Origin of the sequence: Streptomyces sp. M41(2017), assembly GCF_002078175.1 — a bacterium.
GTDB lineage: Bacteria > Actinomycetota > Actinomycetes > Streptomycetales > Streptomycetaceae > Streptomyces.
Genome location: NZ_MWFK01000001.1, coordinates 5,519,166 through 5,544,872 on the forward strand (window position 1 = coordinate 5,519,166; position 25,707 = coordinate 5,544,872).

Below are 25,707 nucleotides of genomic sequence, written 5' to 3' on the forward strand. Positions count from 1 at the left end.
CGCACCGGAGCTCGGGCCCCACGGTCCGCTCCGCGAGTCCCGATATGTCCCGGTGGGTACGTTCCCAACATGTGGTGGGAACGTGCCCACTCAAGGCCCCGAAGCGTGGCGGCCCCCTGAGGTTCCTGTCAAGAAGGTGAATCCAGTTCGTTGCGGAACGATGTCGCGCCCGCGCGCCGGGGCCTTCCGGGAGCCTGGGGAGGGTCTGGCACAATGCGCAGGTGAAAGCCGGTGGAACGGCGCGCGAGCGAGGAGATGCCATGGGGGGCAGGCAACGCCCGACCATCAAGACCGTGGCCGCCCGCGCCGGTGTCGGACGCACCACGGTTTCACGAGTCATCAATGGCTCCGAACTCGTCAGCGAGAAGGCGAGGGCCGCCGTACTCGCCGCCATCGCCGAGCTGAACTACGTCCCGAACTCGGTCGCCCGGGGACTGGTGACGAGCCGGACCAACTCCGTCGCCCTGGTCATTCCCGAGTCGGAGAGCCGACTGGGCTCCGAGCCCTACTTCTCGGCCGTCATCCGCGGGGTCAGCACCGCGCTGGCCGAGACCCGGACGCAGCTGCAACTCGTCCTCGTACGCGATCAGGCCGAGCGGGACCAGCTCACCGAGTCGGTGGCCGAGCGACGGGTGGACGGCGTACTCCTCGTCTCGGTGCACGAACACGATCCGCTGCCGGGGCTGTTGGAGGACATGGGCCTGCCCACGGTGCTCGCCGGGCGCCGCTCGCCCGAGGAGTCGCTCAGCCACGTGCACTCCGACAACGCGGGTGGAGCCGCGGCCGCCGTCGAGCACCTGCTCGGCCGGGGACGCCGGACGATCGGCACGATCAGCGGGCCCCTGGACATGGACGTGGCCCGTAGCCGGCTCCAGGGGTGGCGCGAAACCCTCGAGAAGGCGGGCCACGAGGTCCCCGAAGGTCTCGTGGCCTCCTCCGACTTCACCGAGGAGGGCGGCGGGGCCGCCATGCGCTCACTCCTTGAACAAGTGCCCGCGCTCGACGCCGTGTTCGTCGCCTCGGACGTCATGGCCGCGGGTGCGCTCGCGGAGTTGCGCCGACAGGGGCGGCGCGTTCCCGACGACGTCGCGGTGGTCGGTTTCGACGACTCCATCATCGCCAGGCACACCCACCCGCCCCTCACCAGCGTGCGTCAGCCGGTCGAAGAGATCGGCAGCACGATCGCGCGCATTCTGCTGGCGGAGATCGACGACCCCGAGGAGCCTCGCCGGCACATCGTGCTTCCCACGGAGCTGGTGGTGCGGGAGTCGTCCTAGGAGGCCCCTCTGTGGTCGGGTGCGACCACCGCACGCCCGGCGGCTGCTGGCCCGCCCACGGTCGCGAGGGGCACAGGGCGGGACCTCAGCGGGTGCGCTCGGCTCTGACGACGGTGTCGTGGATCGTGACCGGAGCGCCGTCAGGCGTGGTGGCACTGCGAGCGCGGGCGGCGCTGGTGAGCACGTTCCACGTGTGCGCGGGAAGATCGGCGATGAGATCGTCCGCGGTGTAGAAGAGATCCGGCTCGGGCGGGCGGGGCATGGCGGTGTCCAGGTCACTGGGATGATGACCGATGATCACCAAGTGTCCGCCGGGGTCGACCCGCGCCGCGAGGGCGGCGAAGACGGCTCGTCGCACAGGCCGGGGAAAGTGGATGAAGGACGCGGTGACCAGGTCGTAACGAGGAGTGTCGCCGGGCTTCCAGTCGCGGACATCGGCCTGCTGCCAGGTGAGCCGATCGGTCAGCGGCGCCGGGGTGTGCTCGGCCGCGCGGTGCAGAGCCTGGGCCGAGAAGTCGACGCCCGTGACCTGCCAGCCCTGTCCGGCCAGCCAGAGGGCGTCTGCGCCCTCGCCGCAGCCCGCCTCCAGCGCGGTCCCCGGTTCGAGAGCGGCCACCTCCGTGACCAGTACGGGGTTGGGATCACCGCTCCACAGGGGGCCGGTACCGCCGTAGCGCTGGTCCCAGAAGGCGGCGCTGTAACGCGGATCGGTCTCGCTCATCAAAGAGTCTCCTCATCATGTGATCGGGCTGAGCCGACCATGTGCGGTGTCGAGCACACATGTGCGGTGTCGAGCACAGGGGTGCATCCGGCAGACTGCCCGGTGCGCTCGTCCACCAGCGTGGAACGGCGGCCCGCACCACGCAAAGATCCCTGCTGCGGTGGCAAGGTGGTGAGATGGGCGAACAGACCGCATCGACGATGGCGGCGGTCGGCCCCCGCCTCAAGGGGTTGCGCACGCAGCGCACCCTGTCGCTGACCTCACTGGCCGAGGCCACCGGAATCTCGCTCAGCACGCTCTCGCGACTGGAGTCCGGTCAGCGTCGCCCGACCCTGGAACTGCTCCTTCCGCTGGCACGTGAGCTACGGGTGGACATCGGCGAGCTCATCGGTGCGCCCCAGACCGGCGATCCTCGCCTGCACCTCAAGCCCGTCACGCGCCACGGCATGACCATGCTCCCGCTCACCCGCAGGGCCGGAACACTCCAGGCCTACAAATTGATCATCTCGCCCAAGCTGCGCTCGCCGGAGCCCGAGCAGGCCAGCCACGAGGGATATGAATGGATCTACGTCCTCGACGGACGCCTGCGTCTGGTCCTGGGCGACAACGACCTGACCATGGGCCCCGGTGAAGCCGCCGAATTCGACACCCGCACTCCCCACTGGTTCGGCAACGCCGACCGTCACCCCGTCGAGATCCTGAGCCTCCTGGGCCTCCAAGGAGAGCGCGCACACCTACGCGCCCGCACCGCACGGCCCGCCGAGACACCGGAGTCGCCGTAACACCGTGCCCCGGACGAACCCTCAGGGCGGCCCCGTTCCGGGTTCGGCCGGGGGAGTGGTTCATGGAAGCGTGCACCCTCAAGGACCGCGGCTCCCCAGCGATCCACGAGAGGATCACAGCGGCCCGCGGTGACGGGCGCAGCCATCGAAACCACGGAGGCACCAGTGACCGCACAGGCCCCAGAGTCCGCCGCGCCGCCGGCCCGCTACGACGATCTGCGAGCCGTGGTCTTCAACTGCACACTGAAACGGTCACCCGAGCTGAGCAACACGCAGGGCCTCATCGACCGAAGCACGGCCATCATGCGACAGCAGGGCGTCGCCGTCGACATCGTGCGCGCCGTCGACCACGACATCGCCAGTGGCGTGTGGCCCGACATGACGGAACACGGCTGGCGTTCCGACGAGTGGCCAGCGCTGTACGAGAGAGTCCTGGCCGCGGACATCCTCGTGCTCGCGGGGCCCATCTGGCTGGGTGACAACAGCTCGGTCATGAAGAAGGTCGTCGAGCGCCTCTACGCGTGCTCCGGGCTCTTGAACGAAGCCGGACAGTACGCGTACTACGGCCGCGTGGGGGGCTGCCTGATCACGGGCAACGAGGACGGCGTCAAGCACTGCGCCATGAACGTCCTCTACAGCCTTCAGCACCTCGGGTACACCGTCCCGCCGCAAGCCGACGCGGGGTGGATCGGCGAGGCCGGGCCGGGCCCCTCGTATCTGGACGAGGGTTCAGGCGGCCCGGAAAACGACTTCACCAACCGCAACACGACCTTCATGACGTGGAACCTGCTGCACATGGCGCGGCTGCTCAAGGACTCCGGGGGCATCCCCGCCTACGGCAATGTGCGGGCCGCCTGGGACGCGGGTTGCCGTCACGATGCGGCCAACCCCGAACACAGGTGAGTGGCCGCGGCCGAGTCGCGGGGCTGGTCGGTCCGGGTGGCGGGCGCGCGGGTGACGGCCTGGACGGCGCGGTGGAGGCCGGTGCAGACGCATGCGCCACCGCCCAACTCGGTTGAGCCTTCGCACCGATGGCGGGGCCCCAGTCTCGCCACGCCCTCCTGCCCGCGATGTCGGCCCGTCACCGATCGGGCGTGGTGACGACGATGCAGTCCTCCAGCAGGGACAGCGGGCAGCCCGAGGACCGCCCACGTCGAGGACCGCCCACGTCGACTCGCGATTCGACGGGGGTCAGCCGGTGGGCTGTGGCGGGTCGACAGCATGACGTCGCGGATCACCAGCGCGGGTGAACCCGTCCGCACGGTGGCTGGACCCGGCCGCACGGCGTCGGATCAGCCCTGGCGTCCCACGTTCTCGGTCGGCTGGTGCTCGCTCATGTGCCAGCCGTCGACCCGCGGCCCCATCAGATCGGTCGGCCACCCCGCGGTCCGCACGGCCGCGTCGTAAACGGCGTCGCCGAAGCCGACGATCGCGCCGTGCGGGTCCGGCAGCCGGCGCAGGTCCTGCCACGGCAGCAACGCCAGGCCGAGATCCGCGTGCCAGTCGGCGCCCTCGACGCCCCAGTCGCAGCCCGAGAGACCGTCCGGCTGCGGCCAGATATAGGCGTACATCCCGATGTCCAGCGGGCTCGTACCGTCGCTGTGGGTGTTGTCGAAGGAGAACCCCACCGACACGTACTCGTGCAACTGGGCGTTGCGCATGAACGGCGGGCCCCCCGGGCCGGGCTTCGTCCGGATCGGGCGCCAGCGGGTCGACGACAGGTCGAACCCGCCCCACATCACGCCGACACGCGGCCGGTGCCCGAGGAAGGGGGCCTGCCACGCCTCCAGACCGTCCGCGGCCAGATCGAACGCCTCCCACATCAGACGCGCCGAGTGAGCGTCCCACACCCGCTCGTCCCGGTCGTCGGCGAAGTTCGACGGAGCAGCAGGGATCTCGCAGATCTGCGTGGTGCCCGGATGCGGGATGCCCAGTTCGGTCGCCGCCTCGCAGAACGCCGTGAAGAAGTCGGCGACCGACGTCCGTGCCAGCGACAGCGTCCGCGAGGCCCGGTCGGTCTCGATCAGCACGTCACCGTCGAGCAACCGGTAGTGCACCGTGAAGGTCGCCCCCTTCCGCCGGAACGTCGGCGTGCGCAGGCCGCGAGGGGACACCTCCAGGACGATGTTGCCCCACCCGACCTCGAAAGGGTCGTCCAGCGAGTACTTGCCTGCGACCTGGACCACCCGGTTCACATACTCGATCATGGGCGCCAGTTCCGCGTGGTCCAGAACCGGCCACGCCTCGGGACGTTCGCTCACGGGAGCCTCCCGGCGGATCGATCCACGTGCAGCGGACAGCCGCGGAGTGCCGCAATTTCCGCGCGCGACAGCCTCACGACCGCATGCCCCGATTCTCCCACGGGCCTCGGAGGGCCGCCTTCTCCCGCCCACGTGGGATCGCACCAGGCGTGCCACAGACGGAACAGCCGCGTTGTCAGCGGGCTGTGCCAGGGTTGCGTGTCGTGGACGAATGGGTGGAGCGTGTCGACGATCAAGATCGTGCGCTGGGGGTAGCGGCGGGCCGCGGGCAGGCCATCCAGATGCTTGGCCGACGCTCGCTCGATGAGCAACTCGAAGGCCTGCGGTCCGCGCTCTCACGGAACGAGGTCCTGACCGAGGTGATGAGCCGGGCAGCGACGATGGAGCTGCCCGGCTGGTACGTGACGGCGGGCTGCCTGTTCCAGACAGTGTGGAACGTGGTCACCGACAAGCCGCCCACCAGCGGCATCAAGGACTACGACATCTTCTACTTCGACGCCGCCGACCTGTCCTGGGAGGCGGAGGATGCCGTGATCAGGGCAGGGCAGGAGCTGTTCGCCGGGCTGCCGGCCGAGGTGGAGATCCGCAACGAGGCTCGTGTGCATCTCTGGTACGAACAGAAATTCGGCGTGCCGTGTCCGCCCCACGAGTCCACCGAGGCGGCGATCGACTCGTTCGCCTCGACGACGTGCTGTCTGGGGGTGCGGCTGGAAGCCGACGGCGGGTGGCGTATCTACGCGCCCCACGGGCTGTCCGACGTGTTCAACCTGGTGGTCCGGCCGAACCCGGTTCTTGCCCCGAGGGAGGTGTACGAGACCAAGGCGGCTCGCTGGAGATGCGAGTGGCCGGAGCTCACCGTGCTGCCGTGGCCTGGCTGACGCTCGGATGCGGTGGTCATCTGGCGACTCTTCTCAGGAGCGCCAGTTCGCCTTGAGTTGCGAGACGACGGGGCTGGGTGGCGAGGTCCGGAAGGTCGACCGATCGGCATCGTCGACCTTGCCGACTCCGCGAGCGCGGCCATGGGTTCCGCTGGGGCCTTTGCCGGGCGATGAGTTGCCGAACCCATGCCGATGGTGCCCTGACGGACGAGGCCGAGTCGGGGCTCTGCGTGAGCCGTTGAAGCGGCTCGCAAGACCGTCAGCGACTGCCTCTTCGCCTTGAGTTCTTCCTGGAGGAGGCCTTCCGCTTGGCGGGCCTCCTCCAGGTCGTCGGCGGTGCACGGTTCGACGAGCTCCGCTACGTCCGAGGCGAGGATGCAGAGGGTGTCCCCCCTGGACGAAGGCCTCGGACGCGAGCCTCCGCGACCGGCGTGCAGTGCGACGGTCAGTACTGCTCGGTCTCGACGAAACCGGCGTCCCCGTCGTCGTCGGCGCCGAAGGCGTCGGCGGCGGCGGTCGGGTCGAATCCGGGCGGGCTGTCCTTGAAGCCCAGGCCCAGTCCGGCCAGCTTGACCTTGACCTCGTCGATGGACTTCGCGCCGAAGTTGCGGATGTCCAGGAGGTCGGCCTCGGAGCGGGCGACGAGCTCACCCACGGAGTGGATGCCCTCACGCTTGAGGCAGTTGTACGACCGAACGGTGAGCTCCAGCTCCTCGATCGGCAGGGCGAGATCGGCGGCGAGGGCGGCGTCCGTGGGGGACGGGCCCATGTCGATGCCCTCGGCGTCGATGTTGAGCTCGCGCGCCAGACCGAACAGCTCGACCAGGGTCTTACCGGCCGACGCCATGGCGTCACGGGGACGCATGGCCTGCTTGGTCTCGACGTCGACGATCAGCTTGTCGAAGTCGGTGCGCTGCTCGACACGGGTCGCCTCGACCTTGTACGTGACCTTCAGCACCGGCGAGTAGATCGAGTCGACCGGGATGCGCCCGATCTCCTGACCGACCTGCTTGTTCTGAACGGCGGAGACGTAGCCGCGACCGCGCTCGACGGTCAGCTCCATCTCCAGCTTGCCCTTGCCGTTGAGCGTGGCGAGGACGAGGTCGGGGTTGTGCACCTCGACACCGGCCGGGGGCGCGATGTCGGCGGCGGTGACCAGACCCGGGCCCTGCTTGCGCAGGTACATCACGACCGGCTCGTCCTGCTCACTGCTGACGACGAGCTGCTTGATGTTGAGGATCAGGTCGGTGACGTCCTCCTTGACGCCCGGCACGGTGGTGAACTCGTGCAGGACACCGTCGATCCGGATGCTGGTGACAGCGGCTCCGGGGATCGAGGAGAGGAGCGTGCGGCGAAGAGAGTTGCCGAGGGTGTAGCCGAAGCCCGGCTCCAGCGGCTCGATCACGAACCGGGAGCGGAATTCGTCGACGACCTCTTCGGTCAACGAGGGACGCTGAGCAATCAGCACGTGGTGTTGCCTCCAGTAGTTTGGCACCCGCTATGGACGCCGTGGACCCTACGAAGGGTACGTGCGATACGGCCGCCGCAGAGTACGCCATGGCGTAGCCGACGCGCCGTTGATTCAGCCCGCGGGGTGAACGCGTAGCTCCATAGCAGGTCGCCGGGCTGCATTCGCAGAGATCGGCGCATGTCCTGGGCCAATGGATGGCTGCTCGGAGTTGAGGAAAGCGTGGGAGGCGTCAACGACGTCGAGTTGCCAGACCAGGCGGGTGTCTCGGCTCTTGCGTCGCGGACGGATTCTTCTCCCCAACCGGCGGTTCGAGCGACGGGCACGCTCCAGGTCACGCTCGTTTCGCCCGACGACTACGGCAGCGCGGACGAGAACGAAGAGGGCGGACCTCGAAATCACGTTCCTATACCGTCGCCCGCCGGACGTCGTAGTCCCAGCGGGTGAGTGACCGGACGACAGTCTCCGCGCCCGTGGGGTTGGAGCTGTGCACGAAGACCGTGCCGATTCGAAAGGGTCGGCCGTTGAACGCGGCTTCTTCCATCAGGGTCACCACGGGCAGGATGGTGTCGTCACCGCCGAGGTCGTGGTCGAGCCAGAGTTCGTCGATGAAGCTGTCGCGGTGCTCTTGCAGGAGCTTGACGCCTTCACCGCTGCTGCGCGCGATTCGCGTGGTCCAGGGCAGAGACCGGAGGTCGTCTATGCCCAGGATGACGGGCGTTGGGGCGGGCGATTCTTCTTTCACCCGAGCATTATCAGGGCACGACAGGGCCCGGCTCAGGGGCCTGACCGCCGAGCTGGGTCGGTGTATCTCGCGACGGTTCGCCTCTGGTCGGCCTTAGAGGTCCTAACAAAGGTGTTGGACGTGCCGGTGGGTGATCAGGCAGGTGGCGAGGCCGAGGAAAGCCTCGTGGATGTCGTCGCGTCGTTCCCAGCGGATCCGCAGTCGTCGGAAACCGTGCAGCCAGGCGATCGTGCGCTCTACTACCCAGCGGAAAATGCCCAGGCCGGAGCCGTGTTCGACGCCTCGTTCGGCGATGACCGGGCGGATGCCGCGGTCCCAGAGCAGGCGGCGGTACTTGTCGTGGTCGTAGGCGCGGTCGGCGAGCAGGGCATCGGGTCTGCGTCTGGGTCGGCCGACGACGCCTGCCACGGCCGGAATCTTGTCCAGCAGAGGCAGCAACTGCGTGACGTCGTTGCGGTTTCCGTCGGTCAGCGATACCGCGAGCGGGATGCCCTGGGCGTCGGTGACGACGTGGTGCTTGCTGCCCGGCCGTGCGCGGTCGACCGGGCTGGGTCCGCTTTTGGGCCTCGCCGAGCGGCCCGGACGTGGGAAGAGTCGATCACCGCCCGCGACCAGTCCAGCCTGTTCGCAGCCCGCAGCCGCTTCAGCAGCACCAGGTGCAGCGCGTCCCACACACCGGCCTCGTTCCACGCGGCCAGGCGCCGCCAGCAGGTCATGCCCGAGCCGAAGCCCAGTTCCTGCGGCAGGTACTCCCACTGGATGCCCGTATGCAGCACGAACAGGATCCCGCACAAGGCCTGCCGGTCCGGCACCCGCGGTCTGCCCTCCACCAATTTCGGAGCGGCCTCGGGCAACAACGGCTCGATGAGCGACCACAGTTCATCCGAAACGATCCACGGCCGCGACTGACGCTTCCCCACGACCAGACCAACGAACGCTGAAGCCGAAAGTCACATGATCAACAGCTTCTGTTAGGACCTCTTATACGTAACCCGGCGCAGCATCGCCGAGTTGGAAAGCGTGCGGAACGGTGAGGTGTCAGTGAGAGGGCCCGAGGAGTGTGTCCCTGCTGAGATCGCCAGAGAATACTCAGCGCCTGGGTTCTGTGGGTGCGCCCGTTCTGGCGTCAGGGGCGGTCCCCCGGACCGGGGCGGTCGGGTGCGTAGGCTCGGGGCCGTGGCTGATGAGATAGAGAAGATCGTAACGGGGCTGCCGGACCTGAAGAGCGTCACCGACGTTTGGGCCGTGGTTGATGGTCGGGTCGCGCAGGGGGATGCCGCCTTTGCGGCGGACCTTGGCATCGCTCTTGCGAGGACGTACGGCACCGGGGAGCAGATCTGGCAGCAACGAAGCGTCTTCGACCATCTGCTTCGGTTGCTGGCTACCACTGCCGGTCCCGAGAATGTCACCCAGGCGCTGCGGCTGGCCTCATCGGATGAGGTCACCAGCCGGAAGCTGGATCGCTACACGGCCTCATTGCTGGCTTCCAGCCACGAGGCGACCGACCTGGTTGCGGCGTTCACCGGTCGTGCTTCGGAGGAGCTTCGGGCTTGCCTTGTTCATGAACTGGTACTGAGGGGCGTGTTCGTCGAGGACACGCCGGGGATCGCGGGTTGGGCGACGTCGCCGCATTGGAGTCATCACCCGCTGGGCCGGCTGCCTCTGACTCGGTCAGACGTGGAGGGACATGCGGATCTGCCGAGCTACAGCATCCGAGGCAGCAGCCACGCGATGCCGTACGGACCCTCGGAGAGCCGCGAACTGACGGTGATCGCCGACGCGCGCATCCCGTCGGCGGAGGAGACGACAACACAGCCCGCCGCCGAGGCGATGGGCAGGGCTGTGGCGAACTGGAGCGAAGAATCCAACGGGCGCATCGAGGCGCGCGTGTTCGGCCTGGCGGAACCCCTGGATGCCGAGTCGGTCCCGACCGCGCTTCTGACGCTGGGGCTGGAGTGTCTGCAGGGAGCAGGTAAGAAGGTCCCTCTGTCGGTAGCTGTCAGTCCGCTCTCCGAGGCATGGCGCGTGCTCTTCGCGGCGGCATCGACGGGAGGGGCGTACAACTCCGGTTCTTACGGCGCCTACGGCCGACTCGCGGCCTGGCAGTCGATGGCCGCGCTGGCCGGAAGCCCGGACGGATCCATCGTCGCTGAGGTCGAAGCACATGCGTTGGACTGTTTGTGGCACAGTTTCGGTGCCGACACGAAGTGGTTCGACCAGGTGGCCTGGGACGTCGGTCTGGCCGTACTTTCCCCAGACCGTCGGCGCCTGGCGGTGCTTGCCGCGACCGACACCGACTGAGACGCCCGTGGTTCGTACGCGGACGGGCCTGAGTTCGGACGCAACGCTGCCTGCCTGCTCGGATCGCTGGACTTCCTCTATCGCCGGCGAGCGGAGTCGCGTCGCGCGATGTCGGGCTGCGCGGACCCTCCCAGGATTCGGAAGGCGCACTACGACCCCGACGCTACGCTCTCCCGTTCGGCGAGGAACTTGTCGAACAGCTCGAAGAGCACCTTGAGGACGTGGGCTTCCTGTTCCGGCGTGAGGTCCCAGGTTCCCTCCCGGCCCGGCAGGGCGATCTGCCGGATCTGGGCTTCCCAGATGAGGTTGGCACTGACCTGATAATGCGTCATCAGCCAGTCTCGCCAGCCGAATAGGCCCAGCCCTCCGTGCCGTTGGGCTGCCTGGTCGTAGCCCACCATGAAGGCGGTCACGCCGGTCAGGGATGTGCGGCCTATGAACATGCCAGTCCGTTTGGCGAACTGGGCAAAGTACTCCCGCTCGTTCATGGCGCTGACATTCGGCACCTTCGAATTCTGGTCCCGGGACTCCTGGTTGTCGATGAGTATCTGCGTCTCGGTTAGGCCTCGACACCAACATCGGCCCGGGTGGCCTTCCGCGTGCCGGGGACATGATTTGCCTCGCAGGTCTTCACACGCTCCACGGCCTGCCTGGTCGCCCGCTTGCGACTCCTTCGCCGGTCATCCCCCCACCCAGAGGATCGCCGAGGGCGCCGTCGCGGGACAGCCGAGAGAAGACGGTGGCGATGTGGTCGGGCGCCGGTGAGACGGGAAAGGTGTGCGCGTACGATCCGGGGGTGTCTCCGTCTGTGCTGTTCCGCTCGCCTCGAGGCAAAGTCAGCTTGATCGTCCTTGCTGGGCTGTGTCTGTTTGCCTGGTGGTCGGTGCAGCCTGTCGGCCCCGGCTGTCCCGCGAGGACGCTCAGTTCCGATCCCTACGGTTCGGTCTACGACCCGTCAACTGCGCGCACGGGCGGCTTCGGTCACGAGTGCACGGCCGACGCGCGGCATCCGCGCCTGTACGGCTGGCTCGGCCTGTGATGCGTCCTGCCGGTCAAGGTCGTGGAGAGGGGCCGCGGAGCTGAGCGGGTCGGCCCTGGGTGGCGTATGCCGCGTGTTGGGGAACCTGAGTGGCCGGCGTGGATCGGCGCTCGGATGCCGTGTACTCATCGCGGCGGGTTTGAGAACACACCGCTGAACCGGCGAATCACCCGCTGGACCGGCCAAGGTGCAGCGCGCTGACGCGGGTCCCACCGGAACTGACCACCTTCACCGCCGCGGCCGCCAACCGCGGTCATGGGTTGAGTCCCCGCACGAGTCCGACCTTGTCGGAGCCGAGTGGTATCCATGCCGCATGAACAGTGATCAGGCCGACCCTGCTGAACTCGCGGCGCTTCGTGCGGTGTTCGATGGGGATGGCGGAGCTGAGTCGGCCCTTGGATGGGAGGCGGTGCAGGCCTTCGAGGCAGGGCACGGGATCGTGATGCCCGAGCCGTATCGGACCTTCGTCGCCGAGATATCGGACGGCTCGTACTCCGGTCCGCCGGAGTACGGCCTGATGCCAGTGGCGGAGCTGCCGGACGACTGGGGTGACGAAGAGCAGGAACGCGACCTGAGCAGGCCGTTTCCCCTCGTGGAGGCATGGTTGTGGGAGGACGACTCGGACCCCGCCGAGGACGCCGACGAGATCCTTGAGCAGGTCTACAACCACGGCTCTGTCGTGCTCGGCACCGACGGCTGCGCGATGAACTGGCACCTCGTCGTCACCGGACCTCACCGAGGGCACGTCTGGATGATCAGCGACGTCGGCGCTGTTCCCTTCGGCGCACAGTTCGGCTTCACCACCGCCGAGCCCGGGTTTGCCGGCTGGGTCCGGCACTGGGCGGAGAACAAGCCCTGGTACGACGCCGCGTGACTCCTCAGGGAGCCGTGTTGTTGTCCGCGCATGGTGAGAAACTCGACGCGGTCCCGTGAGCCTCGGGCGATCTGCTTCTGACCGGCCGGTGCGCAACTCTGAGTGCTGGAGCGCACCTTGACACCAGGTGGTCTTGCTGGCCTCCCTTGCCTCCCCGGAGCCGGGGGAGGGCAGCCCGTCAGGCGGCGGGAGCAGGACGAACCACAGGATCGCCAGGAAGAACCAGAGCGTGCTCCAGAACCGGGGTGTGCCGTCGGGATCGGGCCACGTGAGTTCCTCGATCGCTGTGCCGCTGTCGGTCTCCCGTGCCGTGTCCAGGGTGTCGTGGAGCCTTCCCGTTGTGCGGCACGTTCGCCGTCGGCGCTGTTCAGCGTGGGCACGCGGTGGCGGGACGGCTTCACCCGCTGGGGGTGACCGTGCGGTCGCCCAGGGCATCCGATCCGGGCCCGACGTGCGAGGCGGGCCCGGAAGAGCCAGATTGGAAGTACTCCGACTGGCCTCACGTGTGGCTGTGCGGGGCGGACCGGGCGCCGAGCGATATGCCGATCGGAGACATGATGAGAGATCTCAAGTTCGAGCAGAAGCGCTCTATGTCGCGTCAGGAGGCCGCTGACCAGCTCACGGCGCTGGCCACCGCTCTGCGGGACGGAGGAGAGGCCGAACTGGAGCTCGGGTCCGGAAAGCTGAACCTTCGGATCCCCGACGACCTCCGCAGCGAGATAGAGGTCGAGGTCAGCGGTGGAGAGATCGAGCTGGAAATCGAGTTCAAATGGCCGACATCATCCCGGGCCCGGGCGTCGCGAGCCGGCGCCGTCGCGGAGGACGCCACACCTCGACAGGCCAAGCCCGCGACCCCGGCACGCAGCGGGACGGCAACCAAGAAGGCAAGGACGGCGAGGCGGAAGTCCTGAGAGGGGACCTGTCAAGAAGCGGAGGGCCCCTCAGGTCGATTCACGCACCACCAGCTCGTTCGGCATGATCACCGGGTTCGAGGGGCCGCCGCCGATGAGGCCGAGGAGCAGGTGGACGGCGGCGGTTGCCTGGTCGGCCATGGGACTGCGTACCGAGGTGAGGGCGGGGGTCGTGTAGGACGCGGCCTCTATGTCGTCGAAGCCGACGACGGCGACGTCCTCGGGGACGCGGCGTCCGGCTTGGTGGAGGGTGCGAAGGGCTCCGATCGCCATCAGGTCGTTGGCCGCGAACACCGCGTCGAGGTCGGGATCGTCATCCAGGAGCTGACGCATGGCTTCGGCGCCGGAGACCCTGGTGAAGTCGCCCAGGGCCACGATGGAGCGACGGCCGGTGTCGCGGAGCGTTCGGCGGTAGCCGTCGAGGCGTTCCCGCGCCTCGTGCAGTTCGAGCGGTCCGGTGATGGTCGAGATACGGCGGCGGCCACGTTCGAGAAGGTGACGGACCGCCAGCGCCGCCCCACCGGCGTTGTCCAGGGCCACGTAGGGGACGTCGTGTGCTGAGGTGCGGTTGAAGGAGACGACGGGCAGGCCCTGCCGGGCCAGTGCTGTGGGCAGCGGATCCGTACCGTGCAGGGCGACGAGGAGGACGCCGTCCACGTGCCCGCCGGCGACGTACTGCTCCACTCTGGTGCGACTCTGGTCCGACTCCGCGAGCATGAGTACGAGTCGCTTGCCGGCGCTTTCCAGTTCCCGGCTGACCGCGCGCACGACGGCCGAGAAGAGGGGGTCGTCGGACACGACGCCTTGCGGCGGGTCGGAGACCACCAGGGCGAGGGTGTCGGTGCGACGCGTGACGAGGTTGCGTGCTGCTCCGTTGGGCACATACCCGAGTTCGTGGACAGCGCGCATCACGACGTCTCGGATCTGTGGGGCAACGGTCGTCTCGCCGTTGATGACGCGGGAGACGCTCGATTTGGACACGCCCGCCCGGGCGGCGACCACTTCGAGAGTGGGGCGCTTCATGCCTGGTCGTCCTCCCTGCCGCCGCCCACGTACGTGTCTGGGACGGGATTTCTCATCGGGGCGACCTCCGGCTTTGCGTCGTGGCGATGCCAGCAGCGTATCCGCAGGCCGGACGCCTCAGACCTGCTTGATGGCCTGAATCGCTTTGCGGTACACCGTGCCTGTTTGCCGTGAGGGGACGGCGTTCAGGAACCGCTCCCTCGAAGCATGAGGCGATCATGGTGCTCAAATTTCTTTGTGGCTAACGGACTTGACAGTCTCTGACACCCCCTCCATTCTCCCCTCAGGGAGCGCTCCCTCGCCTCAAACCCCACTTGAGGAGTCGCAGATGCAAACGCTCGTCCGCAGATTTGGCCTCTTTTTGGCAGTTGCTGCTTCGCTGATTGCTTTCGTCGCACTGCCCGCCCCACCCGCTCAGGCGGCCGAGGTCCTGCTCTCGCAGGGCAAGACCGCCACCGCTTCGAGCGCCGAGGGACCCTTCGACGCCCGCAACGCCGTCGACGGCGACCCAGGCACCCGGTGGTCCAGCGCATTCACCGATCCGCAGTGGATCCAGATCGACCTGGGGTCCAGCGCGAAGATCAGTCGTGTCACGCTCAACTGGGAGGCTGCGTACGGCAAAGCGTTCCGGATCGAGGTCTCGGACAACGCGCAGCAGTGGACGGTCGTCCACCAGACGACCACGGGCACGGGCGGTACCCAGAGCCTGGCCGTGACCGGCACGGGCCGCTACGTACGGATGTACGGCACGCAGCGCAGCACCCAATACGGCTACTCGCTGTGGGAGTTCCAGGTGTACGGCGACGGCTCGGGTGGCACCGGTGGCACCGCCACCCTCCTCTCCTACGGCAGGACGGGAGCCGCCTCCTCCTCCCAGAGCGATCAGAACTGCTGGGAGTGCACGCCGGCCCGGGCCTTCGACCGCGATCCGGCCTCGCGCTGGGCGACCAGCACCACCACGGGATGGACCGATCCGGGCTGGATCTCCGTCGATCTGGGCGCGACCGCGCAGATCAGCAAGGTCGTCCTGCAGTGGGATCCCGCCTACGCCAAGTCCTTCCAGATCCAGGTCTCGCCGAACGGGCAGGACTGGACGCCCATCTATTCGACGACGTCCGGCACGGGATTCAAGCAGACACTCGCCGTGTCCGGCACCGGTCGCTACGTGCGCATGTACGGCACGGAACGTGCCACCCCGTACGGCTACTCGCTGTGGGAGTTCCGGGTGTACGGCACCGGCGGCGATCCGTTGCCGGCGCCTCCCCTGCCGAGCGATCCCGCGAACCCGCCGCGCCTGGTCTGGAGCGACGAGTTCGACGGTGCCGCAGGGAACAAGCCGGACGCTTCGAAGTGGCGAGCTGATCCCGGGACCGGGCAGAACGGTGAACTGGAGTACTACACCGACCACCGCAACGCGGCGATGGACGGATCCGGGCACCTGGTCATGGAGGCACGCAAGGAGGCCACCGCGGGATCGTCGTGCCCGAGCGATCCTCTGAGCGGCAGCACCACCTGCCAGTACACCTCGGCGCGCATGAACACCGGCGCCTCCTTCCAGTTCACCTACGGACGCGTCGAAGCACGCATCAAGGTCCCCAAGGGCAACGGACTGTGGCCCGCGTTCTGGATGATGGGTGCCGACTTCCTGACCGGCCGGCCGTGGCCGTACAACGGTGAGGTCGACATCATGGAGATTCTCGGGAAGGACGTGAAGACCGCCTACTCGACGGTCCACGCACCCGCCTACAACGGCGGAGGCGGCATCGGCTCACCCTACAAGTTGCCCCAAAGCGCGGACTTCTCCGCCGACTTCCACACCTGGGCCGCCGACTGGAACAGCAAGGGCATCACCTTCAGCCTCGACGGCCAGACTGTGTTCACCCTGGACAAGGAACAGGTGGAGCAGACCCGAGGACCGTGGATCTTCGACCACCCGCACTACATGATCCTCAACCTCGCGGTCGGCGGCGACTGGCCCGGCCCGACCGACGCCACCACGCCCTTCCCGGCCAGGATGCTCGTCGACTACGTGCGGGTCTACCAATAGGCACCGGTTGACGTCCGCGACCATCCAAGCCGCTCGGTCCGTTCCCCCCCCCGGCGGTGCGACGACCGAGGCCACCCGGATCTCCGAACAGTCACCCTCTCGTCCCACCACCTCTCCGGCTCTTCACCCCCGACGCACGTGAAGGAAGTGAGATGCACAGACAACCCGCACGTCTGTACACGCTGTTAGTGGAAGCGCTGGTGGTCGCCCTGGCCGCGGCCTTGAGCCTGACCGTCTCCACGCAGCAGGCGCGAGCCGCCACGGTCACCGTCCAGGCCGAGTCCTACGCCGCCCAGTCAGGGGTCGCCCTGGAAGGGACCGCGGACGCGGGAGGAGGGCAGAACGCGGCGTTCCTCGCCGACGGCGACTGGATGCGCTTCGACAACGTCGACCTCGGCACAGCCGGCCGGCTGACCGTGTCGGCGCGGATCGCCTCCGCGGTCGGTACGGGCACGATCGAGCTGCGCACCACCAGCGCGACCGGACCGCTCCTCGCCGTCCTGCAGACCGCCCCCACCGGTGGCTGGCAGAACTGGGCGACCCGGACCACCGACGTCACCACCCACCCCACGGGTACGCAGACCGTCTTCGCCGTTCTCCGCAGCACGACACCCGGCGACTTCGTCAACATCAACTGGTTCTCCTTCGTCGGTGAAGGCAGCGGTCCGGCCGCGGGTTGGGTGCCGATCGACCAAGCCAAGTGGAACGCCCAGGTGGCACAGTTCCGTGCGATGACGGCCGCGCCCGTGCCCGCCGACGTGGTCCGGGTTCCGGAGTTCAACGCCACCTGCGACTACAGCCACTCCAAGCAGGACGACCCCATCGTGCTGCCGAACCTGGCCGGGGCATCCCACATGCACAGCTTCTTCGGCAACAAGAGCACCGACGCCTTCTCCACAGCCCAGTCCCTGCGCGGCAACGCCGCGACCACCTGCGCGCCTGCGGACGACCTCTCCGCGTACTGGATCCCCAGCCTGTACGAGGGCACCAAGGCCGTCGAACCGCAGAACATGATCGTCTACTACGGTTCCCGGCTGCCCGACCCCGCGGCAACCCTGCCCTTCCCCGAGGGATTCCGCATGATCGCGGGCGACGCCAAGGCCCAGACACCCACGCCGGCGGGATCACCCGGCCAGTACTGGTGCGCCGGTCCGGGCGGCGAGATCGGCCGCAGCACCGACGGCAACTGGCCGGTCTGCGCCCCCACCGCCCATCTCACCCACCAACTCGTCTTCCCCGACTGCTGGGACGGCAAGAACCTGGACAGTCCCGACCACAAGTCCCACGTCGCCTACACCTACGACGGCAAGTGCAGCGGCGCCTATCCCGTCGCCATCCCCAACCTCTCCTTCGTGGTCAGCTACCCGACCAGCGGCAGCGCGGCGGGTCTCCGACTCGCCTCGGGCATGGCCTCCTCCATCCACGGTGACTTCTTCAACGCGTGGGACAACGCCGCCCTGGGACATCGCGTGAAGGACTGCATCGTTCAGAAGGCCAAGTGCAACTCCGCCGGCACCTTCTGACCCTGCGTCTGGTGTGCGCCACCGTCATGGCGCTGCTGGCTGTCGGCTGCACCTCGCAGCCGACAGCCGGCACGTCGTCCCGGACCGGCGCATCGCCGACGACAGCCTTCAGTCCGACCGACATCGCCTGGATCCAGTTGATGATCCCCATGGCCGAGCGTGCGCAGGCACTGACCGATCTCGCACCCTCCCACGCGGCAAGTCCGGCACTGGCGGCACTGGCGGCCGACACCGGAACACAACTTCGCGAAGACCAGAAGCGCCTGCACCGACTCCTGGACCTCTCCGGGGTTCCCGACAGCCGACCCCACGAAGGGCACAACATGCCCGGCATGGTCAGCCTCCCCACCATCGAGCGGGCAGGCACCCTGACCGGCAAGGCGTTCGACCGGCTCCTCGCGGAAGCACTGCACGCCCACCTCGCACAATCCGCGCTGCTCTGTGCCGGCGAGCAGACCCAGGGGCATGCGAGCACGGCGCAGGACCTGGCCGCCACCATCGCAAAGGACACGACCGCGCAGACATCCCGGCTCGACGAGGTGCGCCCGGCGGAAGCGTCATCGCCGGGCGGAGCCACGGCCGGGTGATCGAAGAGAAGGGAAGCCGCAACAGGGGTCGACGCACCGGCTGCTGCGTCGATCCCTGACGGAATCCGCCGGGAACCGAACAGCTCTCCCAGCCGACCGCCTCGCCTACGGACGAGGCAGCACAGGATGGCACCCGGACCGCGGTCCGGGTGCCATCCTGTGCGGGCGGGAGGGGGACGACTCAGTGCACGTCGACCCCGGTCCAGGCGGCCTCGACGGCCTTGTACTCGGCGCTGTCGGCGCCGTACAGGTCGCCGGCCGCGGAGAGTGTGCCCTTGCGGGCGTCGGCGTAGTCGGTGGTGGACGTGAAGTAGGTCGTCAGCGCCTTGTACCAGATCTGGAGGGCCTTGTCCCGGCCGATCCCGGTGACCTTGGAGCCGTCCTTGGTCGGCGAGTCGTAGTCGACGCCGCCGATGGTCTTCGCGCCGCTGCCCTCGGACAGCAGGTAGAAGAAGTGGTTGGCGACGCCGGACGAGTAGTGAACGTCCTCGTTGCCCACGGACGAGGTCCAGTAGTCGGCGGAACCGCCGTCCTTGCTGGGCTTGTCCATGTAGCGCAGCGGTGTGCCGTCGCCGTTGATGTCGATCTTCTCGCCGATGAGGTAGTCGCCGGCGTCGGTGCTGTTGTTCGCGGCGAACTCGACGCCGGTTCCCATGATGTCGCTCGTGGCCTCGTTCAGTCCGCCCGATTCACCGCTGTACTCCAGCCCGGCGGTGTTGGCGGTGACGCCGTGGCTCATCTCGTGGCCGGCGACGTCGAGCGAGGTCAGCGGGTCGCTGTCGTTCGTGCCGTCGCCGTAGGTCATGCAGAAGCAGCTGTCGTCCCAGAACGCGTTCACATAGGCGTTGCCGTAGTGCACGCGGGAGTAGGCGGCCTTGCCGTCGTTCTTGATGCCGCTGCGCCCGAAGGTGTTCTTGTAGAAGTCCCAGGTCACCTGCGCGCCGTAGGCGGCGTCCGCGGCGGCGGTCGCGGCGTTGGTGGTCTTCCCGTCGCCCCAGGTGTCGCTGTCCTGGGAGAACAGCGTGCCGGTGCCGTCCTGCTTGTGGTCCAGGTTGTAGGTCTTGTGGCCGCCGCGGGTGTCGTCGGTGAGGGTGTAGGACGAGCCCGACTGCGTGGTGGAGAGGTCGACCTTGCCGCTGTACTGGGTGTTGCCCACGCCGGTCTCGATGCCCTGGTACTGGAAGAGCTTCTTTCCCGTGGCCGCGTCGGTGACGACGTGCAGTCGGTTCGGTGTGCCGTCGTCCTGGAAGCCGCCGATGACGGTCTCGTAGGCGAGGACGGGCTTGCCGCTCGCCGCCCAGACGACCTTGCGCGGTGCCCGGTCGGTGGTGGGCTTCGCCGAACCGTCCTTCTTCGCCAGGCTCAGTGCCTGCTTCTGCGCCGTGGTCGCGCCGACCCGCGGCGTGAGCGTGGCGAGCTTCAGCGTGGCCTTCGACGCTCTGCTGACGCCTTCGGTCCTGCCTGCTTCGGAGGTGTGCACGATCAGGTCGCCGCCGAGCACCGGGAGGCCTTCGTAGGTGCGCTCGTAGCGGGTGTGGACGGTGCCGTCGGCGTCCTTGACGACGTCCTTGACGACCAGCTTCTCCTTGGCGCCGAGACCTATGTTCTTCGTCGTCTCGGCGAGCCTGGCCTGCGCGTTGTGCAGGAGGCCGGCGCGGGCGGAGGCCGACAGCGCGACGGGTGCGGCAGCCGGTCGCGCGGAGTCGGCGGTGGGCAGGGGGGCGGCCGACGCGGTGGGCGAGGTGCTCATCAGGGCGGCCGCGGTGGCGACGGCGATGGATGCCGCGAGGGCCGCGTGCTGGTGGCGCGTGGTGCGGGAGGTCATGCGAGCTCCAGTTTCCGTGGGGGGATTTTCCGGCCGGTGTGGAGTCGGCCGGTGTGAGCTACATGAAGGGCACGCCCCGAAAAGGCAGGGGCATGACAACAGACGAAGGAGGTGCGCGATTCATCAATCCTCGACACTCCGTGGGCAGTTGGGTCCGACACCCAGAGACAACCTCAGTGATCGCGCTCGCGCCATGCATGGGGATCACAAATGACAACAACCCCACGCGCCCTTCACAAGCGACGCACGGCACGTTCCACCTGTGCATGTGCCGCGAATTGGTTGAACAGAGCCACCAGTGTGATGTGAAGGCCGCTGCGTCCCGACGGCGGGCACGGGAGCCGGCTCCACCCTGACAACCTGCTGGTCTGCCCGGTCCTGCCGCTCGCCGGGGACAGGCCTTGCAGCCGTCGGTGCCTGCCGCGGAGCCGAACACGGCGCCACGGCAGGCATCTTGGGGAACCGGTCGGCTTGCGCCCCGCTCGGTCCCGGGCCGGTTCAGTGCCGCGGGGCCGCGCCCTCGTCGACGGGGAGCGCGACCGGTTCGTCGACCGGGAGCGCCGTCGCCTTCCTGGATCGCGGAACGGCGCCGTGTGCGGTGTCCGTTCCAGGAGCCCGCCGCGCCCGGTGCACGCGGCGCAGCGCCAGGTGAAGAACCAGGATCACCCCACATGTGACGGCGGCGGACTGCCACAGCAGCGCGTCGATCCGGTCCGCCGCCAGATAGGCACCCGCGGCCACCGCGGCCAGGGCGCACACCCCGCGGTCCACGATGCTCTCCACCGACAGCAGGGTGGCGCGCGGAGCGCCCTCGGGGATCGCGTCGTTGATGAGTTTGCGCTGTACCGGGTAGCAGAAGCCGGTGATCGCGGCGAACGCGCAGAGCAGACCCACCACGGCCCACGGGCCGCCGACGGCGGTGGCCGCCAGCGTGGCCGCGAGCCCCACACTCAGCAGGGACACCCAGGCCGTGGGCGAGAGCCGCGACCCCAGCCACTGAGGCCGCGCCGAGGCGACCGCCTCGGCGACCGTCATCGCCGCGAGCACGCTGCCATGGCTGCCCTCACCGATGCCATGGTGCAGCAACACCGGCTGAAAGAGGTTGACCTGGCAGATCCGTGACAGCGTGAAGACGCCGACGCCCTGCACCATCAGCAGGGTCAGCCACGGCGACGACCGCAGGGCCCGCAACGCGGCTCCGGTGTCGCGCAGCAGTGCCGTGCCGCCCTGTCCGGAGCCGCGCTTCGCCGCGACCGGGTCGCGGGGAGCGAGCCGGGGCAGAGCCAGGGCGCATCCGAGGGAGCCTGCCGCGCTCGCCGCGCTCAGGACGTACGGAGACTGCGGAGCCAGCGTCATCAGCGGCCCGACGAGCGGCCAGCAGACCACCTTGGCGGCCAGTCCCAGAGCACGCGCCGTGCCCTCCGCGCGGAGATAGTGCGCGTCCGCCCCCTCCGCGCGCAGCCCGTCGTACAGGCAGGCACTGGCCGCACCCGATGTCAGGGAGCGGCCCGCGGCGATGGCCAGGAAGTGGAGGAGGAAGCCCGTGTAGGAGGGCGAGAACACCGGCATCATGTTCGCCGCGGTCATGACCGCCGCGCCCGCCCACAGGCAGTTGCGTGCTCCGATGCGGTCGGCGACGAGCCCGGTGGGGATCTCGAAGAGGCAGAAGGCGACGTAGTAGATGCTCTGGATGCCGAAGATCTGGCCGTCGGACAGGCCCGCGTCACGCTGGAAGGCGTAGAAGACGGGCATCCACCACAACAGATTGAACAGCAGCTGGAACCCGTTGTTGAGGCGGATCACACGGCGGGCGGCCGGAGTCAGATCCCTCTGGGGCGCGCGGCGCCGCAAGGGGAACCTACGGCGCGTCATCGGGCGTACGGGCGTACCTGGACCAGCTGGAACGCCCCCTCGTCCGTCATCAGCCACTCGATGTCCAGGGCGTCGTCGGGGTCGCCCGTGCTGAAGTGGGACTGCAACAGCCGTCCCGCCAGGGCCAGTCGGGCCAGCGCCGCCCGGGTACCCGCTGCCAGGTCCGTGCCCGAGGATCCGACGGCCACGGTACGGCCGCCGCCCTCCACCGTGTTGTACAGGTACTGGTGCGGCAGGACCGTGCCGTCCACCACGCGCTCGGGCGAACCGGGCGTGCAGTTGAGGTAGACGTTGCGGAAGTCCTCCCGGCGCGTGGGGTTGCAGGTGACCAGGACGCCGCCGAGGTCGGCCGACGCGTACTCCTGGATGATCACTCCCATGTAGGTGTCGTCGAGCGAGATGCCCACCTGGTGCCGCATGCGCACGCTGCGCGGGGACAGCAGCGAGGCCCACACCTGCACGACGGCGTCCAACAGCTGTCGCGCGCCGTGCACGGTCGTCACCGAGTCGTAGATCCCCGCCGCCGAGAACCCCGGCAGGTCCTCGGCGTTGGAGGAGGAACGCACCACGAGACGGCGGCCTTCGGCCAGCAGCTGCGGTACCGCTCCGGTGATGGCTCGCGCCACCTCGTCGGGCATCGGCGTGTTCCGCATCAGGTGCTGGAGGTCCAGCGACAGTGAGTCGATCATGTCGAGCGCGTCGAGTTCGAGCGCCATCTTGAGCTTGCCTATGCCCTGTTGGAGGGCCGGCGACGAGGTCAGGTAGAGATGGTGCAGGTGGAAGGGCAGTGCGACACCCCGCGGGGCCCGGACCGTCTGCGCCACGCGTTCGGCTGCCGAGGACCGGAGCCGCTCCAGGGACGCTCCCGGCTCGTCGAGCCGCGAGCCGAGATGGGCGAGCAGGTCCGGCCGGGGCGGACGTGGGCGGGCGTAGAAGGCGGTCAGGTCCGCGGTGCGGCTGTCCAGCACATGGTGCAGTTCACCGAGATGGGCGGCCTTGGTGCCGTAGCTGTCGCGGTCGTCGCTCCGCAGCCGGCGCAGTTCCATGATCGGCGCGTCCCCGATGAGCGGGGCGCCGAGGTGGATGCGCTGGGTGTCCCAGACCGGCCGCTCCAGCGCGGGAGCGCGGCTCAGCCGTTCCAGGGTGATGGTGTCTTCCCGTACGTGGTAGTCGACCCACGCGTCGTCCAGGCCGTGCCGTTCCACGAGATCGTCCAGGTCACGGATGATCGCGTTCGGGATGCCCCAGCCCGAGGCCAGCACGTTCGTGTGCGAAAGCGGTGTCGTGGCGGCGGTGTTGATGAAGCCTGCCACTCGGGGCACGTCGTCGGGCAGGCCCGCCATGGCGACGATGTCCGACCAGCCCAGGGCGGCGGCGCCCGCGCGGTACTCCTGGGGGCTGCGGAAGTAGCGCAGACGTCCCTGCGCCACGCCCGGGTTGAGGCAGGTCCGGGTGCGGTTGCCGAACAGCTCCTGGCTCAGGATCCTCGGGAGCCGGGCATCGCTGACAGTGGCGAGTTCGTGCTCCTGGCCGTGGTTCGCCGGTTTCAGGAGCAACGGGAGGCGGCCGTCGACACGGACGCGCACGTAGTCGTAGAAGTCCTGGAGCAGGGGGCCTTGCATGGTGTCGGCCTCGGTCGTCTCCAGGACGAGGAAGGGCCGTTCGGCACCGTCGGTGTCCTCGTCGCTGTGCAACGAGAGGACTCCCAGCAGGAAGCGGCGGTCCGGAGCCATGTACACCGAGGCGTTGAAGGCGTCCAGCTCCGCGTCGAGCTGCTGCGGTGTCATGCCGAGGACGCGCGTGGCGATGTAGTCGACGTGGAAGGGGTGCACCCGGGTGTCCAGCAGATGCCAGGTGTCCTCGGCCCGGTCCACCACGACCTTCAGGTACGGGTGTCCGGCGAGCACGCCGGACAGCGTGCGGAACAGGGGCAGCGACAGATTGGCCCCGACGACGGTTCCGTCGCCCGCCGCGTCGGGGGCGCGGGTCTCGCCCTGTGCGACCGTCATGCGCGAGCCTCCTCGGCGGCGTCCACCCGCAGGATGTCCGGCAGGGCCTCCACCAGGGCGCTGAAGTCGCTGACGACCGTCTGCGGCCGGTCGGCCGACAGGAGACACAGCCCGGCCATGGTGTTGGCGCCGCCCGCCGGGTCGTAGACCGGTACCGGCGAGCCGTCCGGCAGAGAGCTCTCCCGGACCACGGACAGCGTGCTGTCCGCGCCGACCGGTGCCTCGCGGACCACCGTCGAGGAGTCCCACCGGCCCCGCCGCGCCCACGGGGTGCCGTCGCTGTTGACCGCGAGCACCACCAGCGAGCCCGCCGCGCGCTCGGTGTCCGCGGGCGTCAGCGCGCGAGCGGGCCAGGCGGGCGAACGGCCGAGCAGCTGATCGGTGAACAGACCCACCAGATCGAGGCCGAAGACCTCCTCGATCTGCGGCACGGTCATCGCCCCGCCGAACCGCGCGGCCGTCTCGATGACCCACATCCGGCCGTCCGCTCCGAGCTTGATCTCCGTGTGGGTGCCGCAGTTCTCCAGCTCCAACGCGTCCACGGCCTGCCGGGCGAGCTCCACGATCCTGTCCTGTGCTCCGCTCCCGACGGCGGCCGGCGTGATGCCGGCGCGCTCGGTGAACGGCGCCACCGTCGGCATCCGCCCGCTCAGGCAGACCGGCCGGAACTCACCGTCGACGACGGCGCCCTCGACGCTCACGTAGTCGCCCCAGCCGGGGCCGTCGAACCACTCCTCGGCCCGTCCGGTGACGATCTCCTCGACGATGAAGTCCTCCGACGCGCCCGGCACGTGCAGTTCGGCGAAGCCGAGCTGTGCCGACTCCGCCATCACCTGACGCGAGCGGTGCCAGGCGTGCCGCGTCTGCCCGGGCTCGTCGATGATCTGGTGCGCGGTCGACCCCGCACTCCAGGCGGACTTGAGCAGTAGAGGACATGACAACTCGATGGCTGCCCGGTCCAGTTCGGCGAGGCTCGCGACGGCACGGAAGCGCGGCTGCGGCACACCGCGGCGATCCCAGGTGGCACGCATCAGCCGTTTGTCGCGGGCGAGGGACGCGGCGGCCCCGGCACCCCTCAGGCCGAGCAGTCGGCACGCCTCGGCCACCGCGACCACCGCGTACTCGGAGAAGGTGACGACCGCGTCCGCCCCCACCTCGCGGGCGCGGGCGGTGATCAGCTCGACCAGATCCCGGCGCTCCGTCCCGGGCGGCGTGACGACCGAGGCACACAGTCGCGCCGCGTCGTCCGCCACCTCGACGGGCAGCTCGCTCAGCGCCAGCAGGTGCACCGGGGACCTCGCGGCGACCCGCGCTAAGGCATGGCCCACCGGGGGTCCGCCCTTGGCGTGCACGTACAGCACCTGGCTCATGTGGATCCATCTCCTTCGAAGTCGACGCACTCGCTGTCGGGAGCACTCACGTCCGCCCGGTGCGCCTTGCTCAAGCGAACCAGTCCCAACTCGCCCTCCAGCAGCCGTGGAACGAGAACCACTCAGGCAAATGCCCTATGCGTGCGCGTGATCGGCGTCATGTGAAGATGCCGTGGTGCGCTAGCGAACGGGCG

Annotated in this window: 21 protein-coding genes; 10 read left to right on the plus strand and 11 right to left on the minus strand. The window is 68.8% G+C overall.

All coding sequences use genetic code 11. The features are described from left to right. The first annotated feature begins 260 nt into the window (after positions 1-260). On the plus strand, positions 261-1,277 hold the full coding sequence (locus B0675_RS24190; RefSeq protein WP_081220990.1) for a LacI family DNA-binding transcriptional regulator: 1,017 nt from the start codon (positions 261-263) through the stop codon (positions 1,275-1,277). A gap of 85 nt (positions 1,278-1,362) precedes the next feature. On the opposite strand, the gene B0675_RS24195 is transcribed toward B0675_RS24190, so the two are convergent. Beyond that, complete coding sequence (locus B0675_RS24195) at positions 1,363-1,998, minus strand: class I SAM-dependent methyltransferase (protein ID WP_081220993.1); 636 nt, start codon at positions 1,996-1,998, stop codon at positions 1,363-1,365. 176 nt (positions 1,999-2,174) lie between these two features. Between B0675_RS24195 and B0675_RS24200 the strand changes: the two genes are divergently transcribed. Both B0675_RS24200 and B0675_RS24205 read left to right on the plus strand, forming a co-directional pair. Next, positions 2,175-2,780, plus strand: coding sequence for an XRE family transcriptional regulator (locus B0675_RS24200; RefSeq protein WP_081220996.1), 606 nt, complete (start codon positions 2,175-2,177; stop codon positions 2,778-2,780). Positions 2,781-2,945: 165 nt separating this feature from the next. Then, a complete protein-coding gene (locus B0675_RS24205) occupies positions 2,946-3,683 on the plus strand; it encodes a flavodoxin family protein (protein ID WP_081220998.1) in 738 nt (245 codons plus the stop codon). A gap of 389 nt (positions 3,684-4,072) precedes the next feature. Here the strand turns inward: B0675_RS24205 and B0675_RS24210 are convergent, their stop codons facing one another. After that, positions 4,073-5,041, minus strand: coding sequence for a DUF5996 family protein (locus B0675_RS24210; RefSeq protein ID WP_081221001.1), 969 nt, complete (start codon positions 5,039-5,041; stop codon positions 4,073-4,075). 281 nt (positions 5,042-5,322) lie between these two features. On the opposite strand from B0675_RS24210, the gene B0675_RS24215 reads away from it, so the two are divergent. After that, positions 5,323-5,919, plus strand: coding sequence for a nucleotidyltransferase family protein (locus tag B0675_RS24215; protein WP_081221981.1), 597 nt, complete (start codon positions 5,323-5,325; stop codon positions 5,917-5,919). 445 nt (positions 5,920-6,364) lie between these two features. Here B0675_RS24215 and B0675_RS24220 read toward each other — a convergent pair whose 3' ends face one another. The 3 genes from B0675_RS24220 to B0675_RS24230 form a co-directional block, all read right to left on the minus strand. Further along, a complete protein-coding gene (locus B0675_RS24220) occupies positions 6,365-7,387 on the minus strand; it encodes a DNA-directed RNA polymerase subunit alpha (protein ID WP_081221003.1) in 1,023 nt (340 codons plus the stop codon). A 406-nt stretch (positions 7,388-7,793) separates the two neighbouring features. Beyond that, on the minus strand, positions 7,794-8,132 hold the full coding sequence (locus tag B0675_RS24225) for a cyclic-phosphate processing receiver domain-containing protein (RefSeq protein WP_081221006.1): 339 nt from the start codon (positions 8,130-8,132) through the stop codon (positions 7,794-7,796). A gap of 102 nt (positions 8,133-8,234) precedes the next feature. Beyond that, positions 8,235-9,058, minus strand: a protein-coding gene (locus tag B0675_RS24230) for an IS5 family transposase (protein ID WP_241539977.1) whose coding sequence is annotated in 2 segments (ribosomal slippage) — positions 8,235-8,695 and positions 8,695-9,058 — 825 coding nt in all. Because the reading frame shifts where the segments join, the coding sequence is not laid out codon by codon here. A gap of 250 nt (positions 9,059-9,308) precedes the next feature. On the opposite strand from B0675_RS24230, the gene B0675_RS24235 reads away from it, so the two are divergent. Further along, complete coding sequence (locus B0675_RS24235) at positions 9,309-10,433, plus strand: DUF6183 family protein (RefSeq protein ID WP_081221982.1); 1,125 nt, start codon at positions 9,309-9,311, stop codon at positions 10,431-10,433. A 149-nt stretch (positions 10,434-10,582) separates the two neighbouring features. Here B0675_RS24235 and B0675_RS24240 read toward each other — a convergent pair whose 3' ends face one another. Then, positions 10,583-10,939, minus strand: coding sequence for a hypothetical protein (locus B0675_RS24240; RefSeq protein ID WP_107482717.1), 357 nt, complete (start codon positions 10,937-10,939; stop codon positions 10,583-10,585). 846 nt (positions 10,940-11,785) lie between these two features. Between B0675_RS24240 and B0675_RS24245 the strand changes: the two genes are divergently transcribed. Continuing rightward, on the plus strand, positions 11,786-12,346 hold the full coding sequence (locus B0675_RS24245) for an SMI1/KNR4 family protein (RefSeq protein WP_081221009.1): 561 nt from the start codon (positions 11,786-11,788) through the stop codon (positions 12,344-12,346). Positions 12,347-12,903: 557 nt separating this feature from the next. Further along, positions 12,904-13,257: an amphi-Trp domain-containing protein gene (locus B0675_RS24250; RefSeq protein WP_081221984.1), complete on the plus strand. Its 354-nt coding sequence runs from the start codon at positions 12,904-12,906 to the stop codon at positions 13,255-13,257. A gap of 30 nt (positions 13,258-13,287) precedes the next feature. Here B0675_RS24250 and B0675_RS24255 read toward each other — a convergent pair whose 3' ends face one another. Continuing rightward, positions 13,288-14,280, minus strand: a complete 993-nt coding sequence (locus tag B0675_RS24255; RefSeq protein ID WP_081221012.1) for a LacI family DNA-binding transcriptional regulator — start codon at positions 14,278-14,280, stop codon at positions 13,288-13,290. Between the two features lie 328 nt (positions 14,281-14,608). Here B0675_RS24255 and B0675_RS24260 point away from each other — a divergent pair, with 328 nt between their 5' ends. The 3 genes from B0675_RS24260 to B0675_RS24270 all read left to right on the plus strand — a co-directional run bounded on the left by B0675_RS24260 (position 14,609) and on the right by B0675_RS24270 (position 18,437). Further along, positions 14,609-16,327 (plus strand): discoidin domain-containing protein, encoded by a 1,719-nt coding sequence (locus B0675_RS24260; RefSeq protein WP_081221015.1) that lies wholly within the window; start codon positions 14,609-14,611, stop codon positions 16,325-16,327. Positions 16,328-16,479: 152 nt separating this feature from the next. Next, positions 16,480-17,850, plus strand: a complete 1,371-nt coding sequence (locus B0675_RS24265; RefSeq protein WP_081221018.1) for a DUF1996 domain-containing protein — start codon at positions 16,480-16,482, stop codon at positions 17,848-17,850. Between the two features lie 11 nt (positions 17,851-17,861). Next, positions 17,862-18,437, plus strand: coding sequence for a DUF305 domain-containing protein (locus B0675_RS24270; protein ID WP_143661085.1), 576 nt, complete (start codon positions 17,862-17,864; stop codon positions 18,435-18,437). 181 nt (positions 18,438-18,618) lie between these two features. Here the strand turns inward: B0675_RS24270 and B0675_RS24275 are convergent, their stop codons facing one another. The 4 genes from B0675_RS24275 to B0675_RS24290 all read right to left on the minus strand — a co-directional run bounded on the left by B0675_RS24275 (position 18,619) and on the right by B0675_RS24290 (position 25,513). Then, on the minus strand, positions 18,619-20,262 hold the full coding sequence (locus B0675_RS24275) for a M4 family metallopeptidase (protein WP_081221022.1): 1,644 nt from the start codon (positions 20,260-20,262) through the stop codon (positions 18,619-18,621). Positions 20,263-20,760: 498 nt separating this feature from the next. Then, a complete protein-coding gene (locus B0675_RS24280; protein ID WP_241539858.1) occupies positions 20,761-22,134 on the minus strand; it encodes an MFS transporter in 1,374 nt (457 codons plus the stop codon). Continuing rightward, positions 22,131-24,143 (minus strand): PEP/pyruvate-binding domain-containing protein, encoded by a 2,013-nt coding sequence (locus B0675_RS24285; protein WP_081221025.1) that lies wholly within the window; start codon positions 24,141-24,143, stop codon positions 22,131-22,133. The genes B0675_RS24280 and B0675_RS24285 overlap by 4 nt, the downstream gene beginning before the upstream one ends. Continuing rightward, a complete protein-coding gene (locus tag B0675_RS24290) occupies positions 24,140-25,513 on the minus strand; it encodes an ATP-grasp domain-containing protein (RefSeq protein ID WP_081221028.1) in 1,374 nt (457 codons plus the stop codon). Before B0675_RS24290 ends, B0675_RS24285 begins: the two co-directional genes overlap by 4 nt. Positions 25,514-25,707 lie beyond the last annotated feature (194 nt).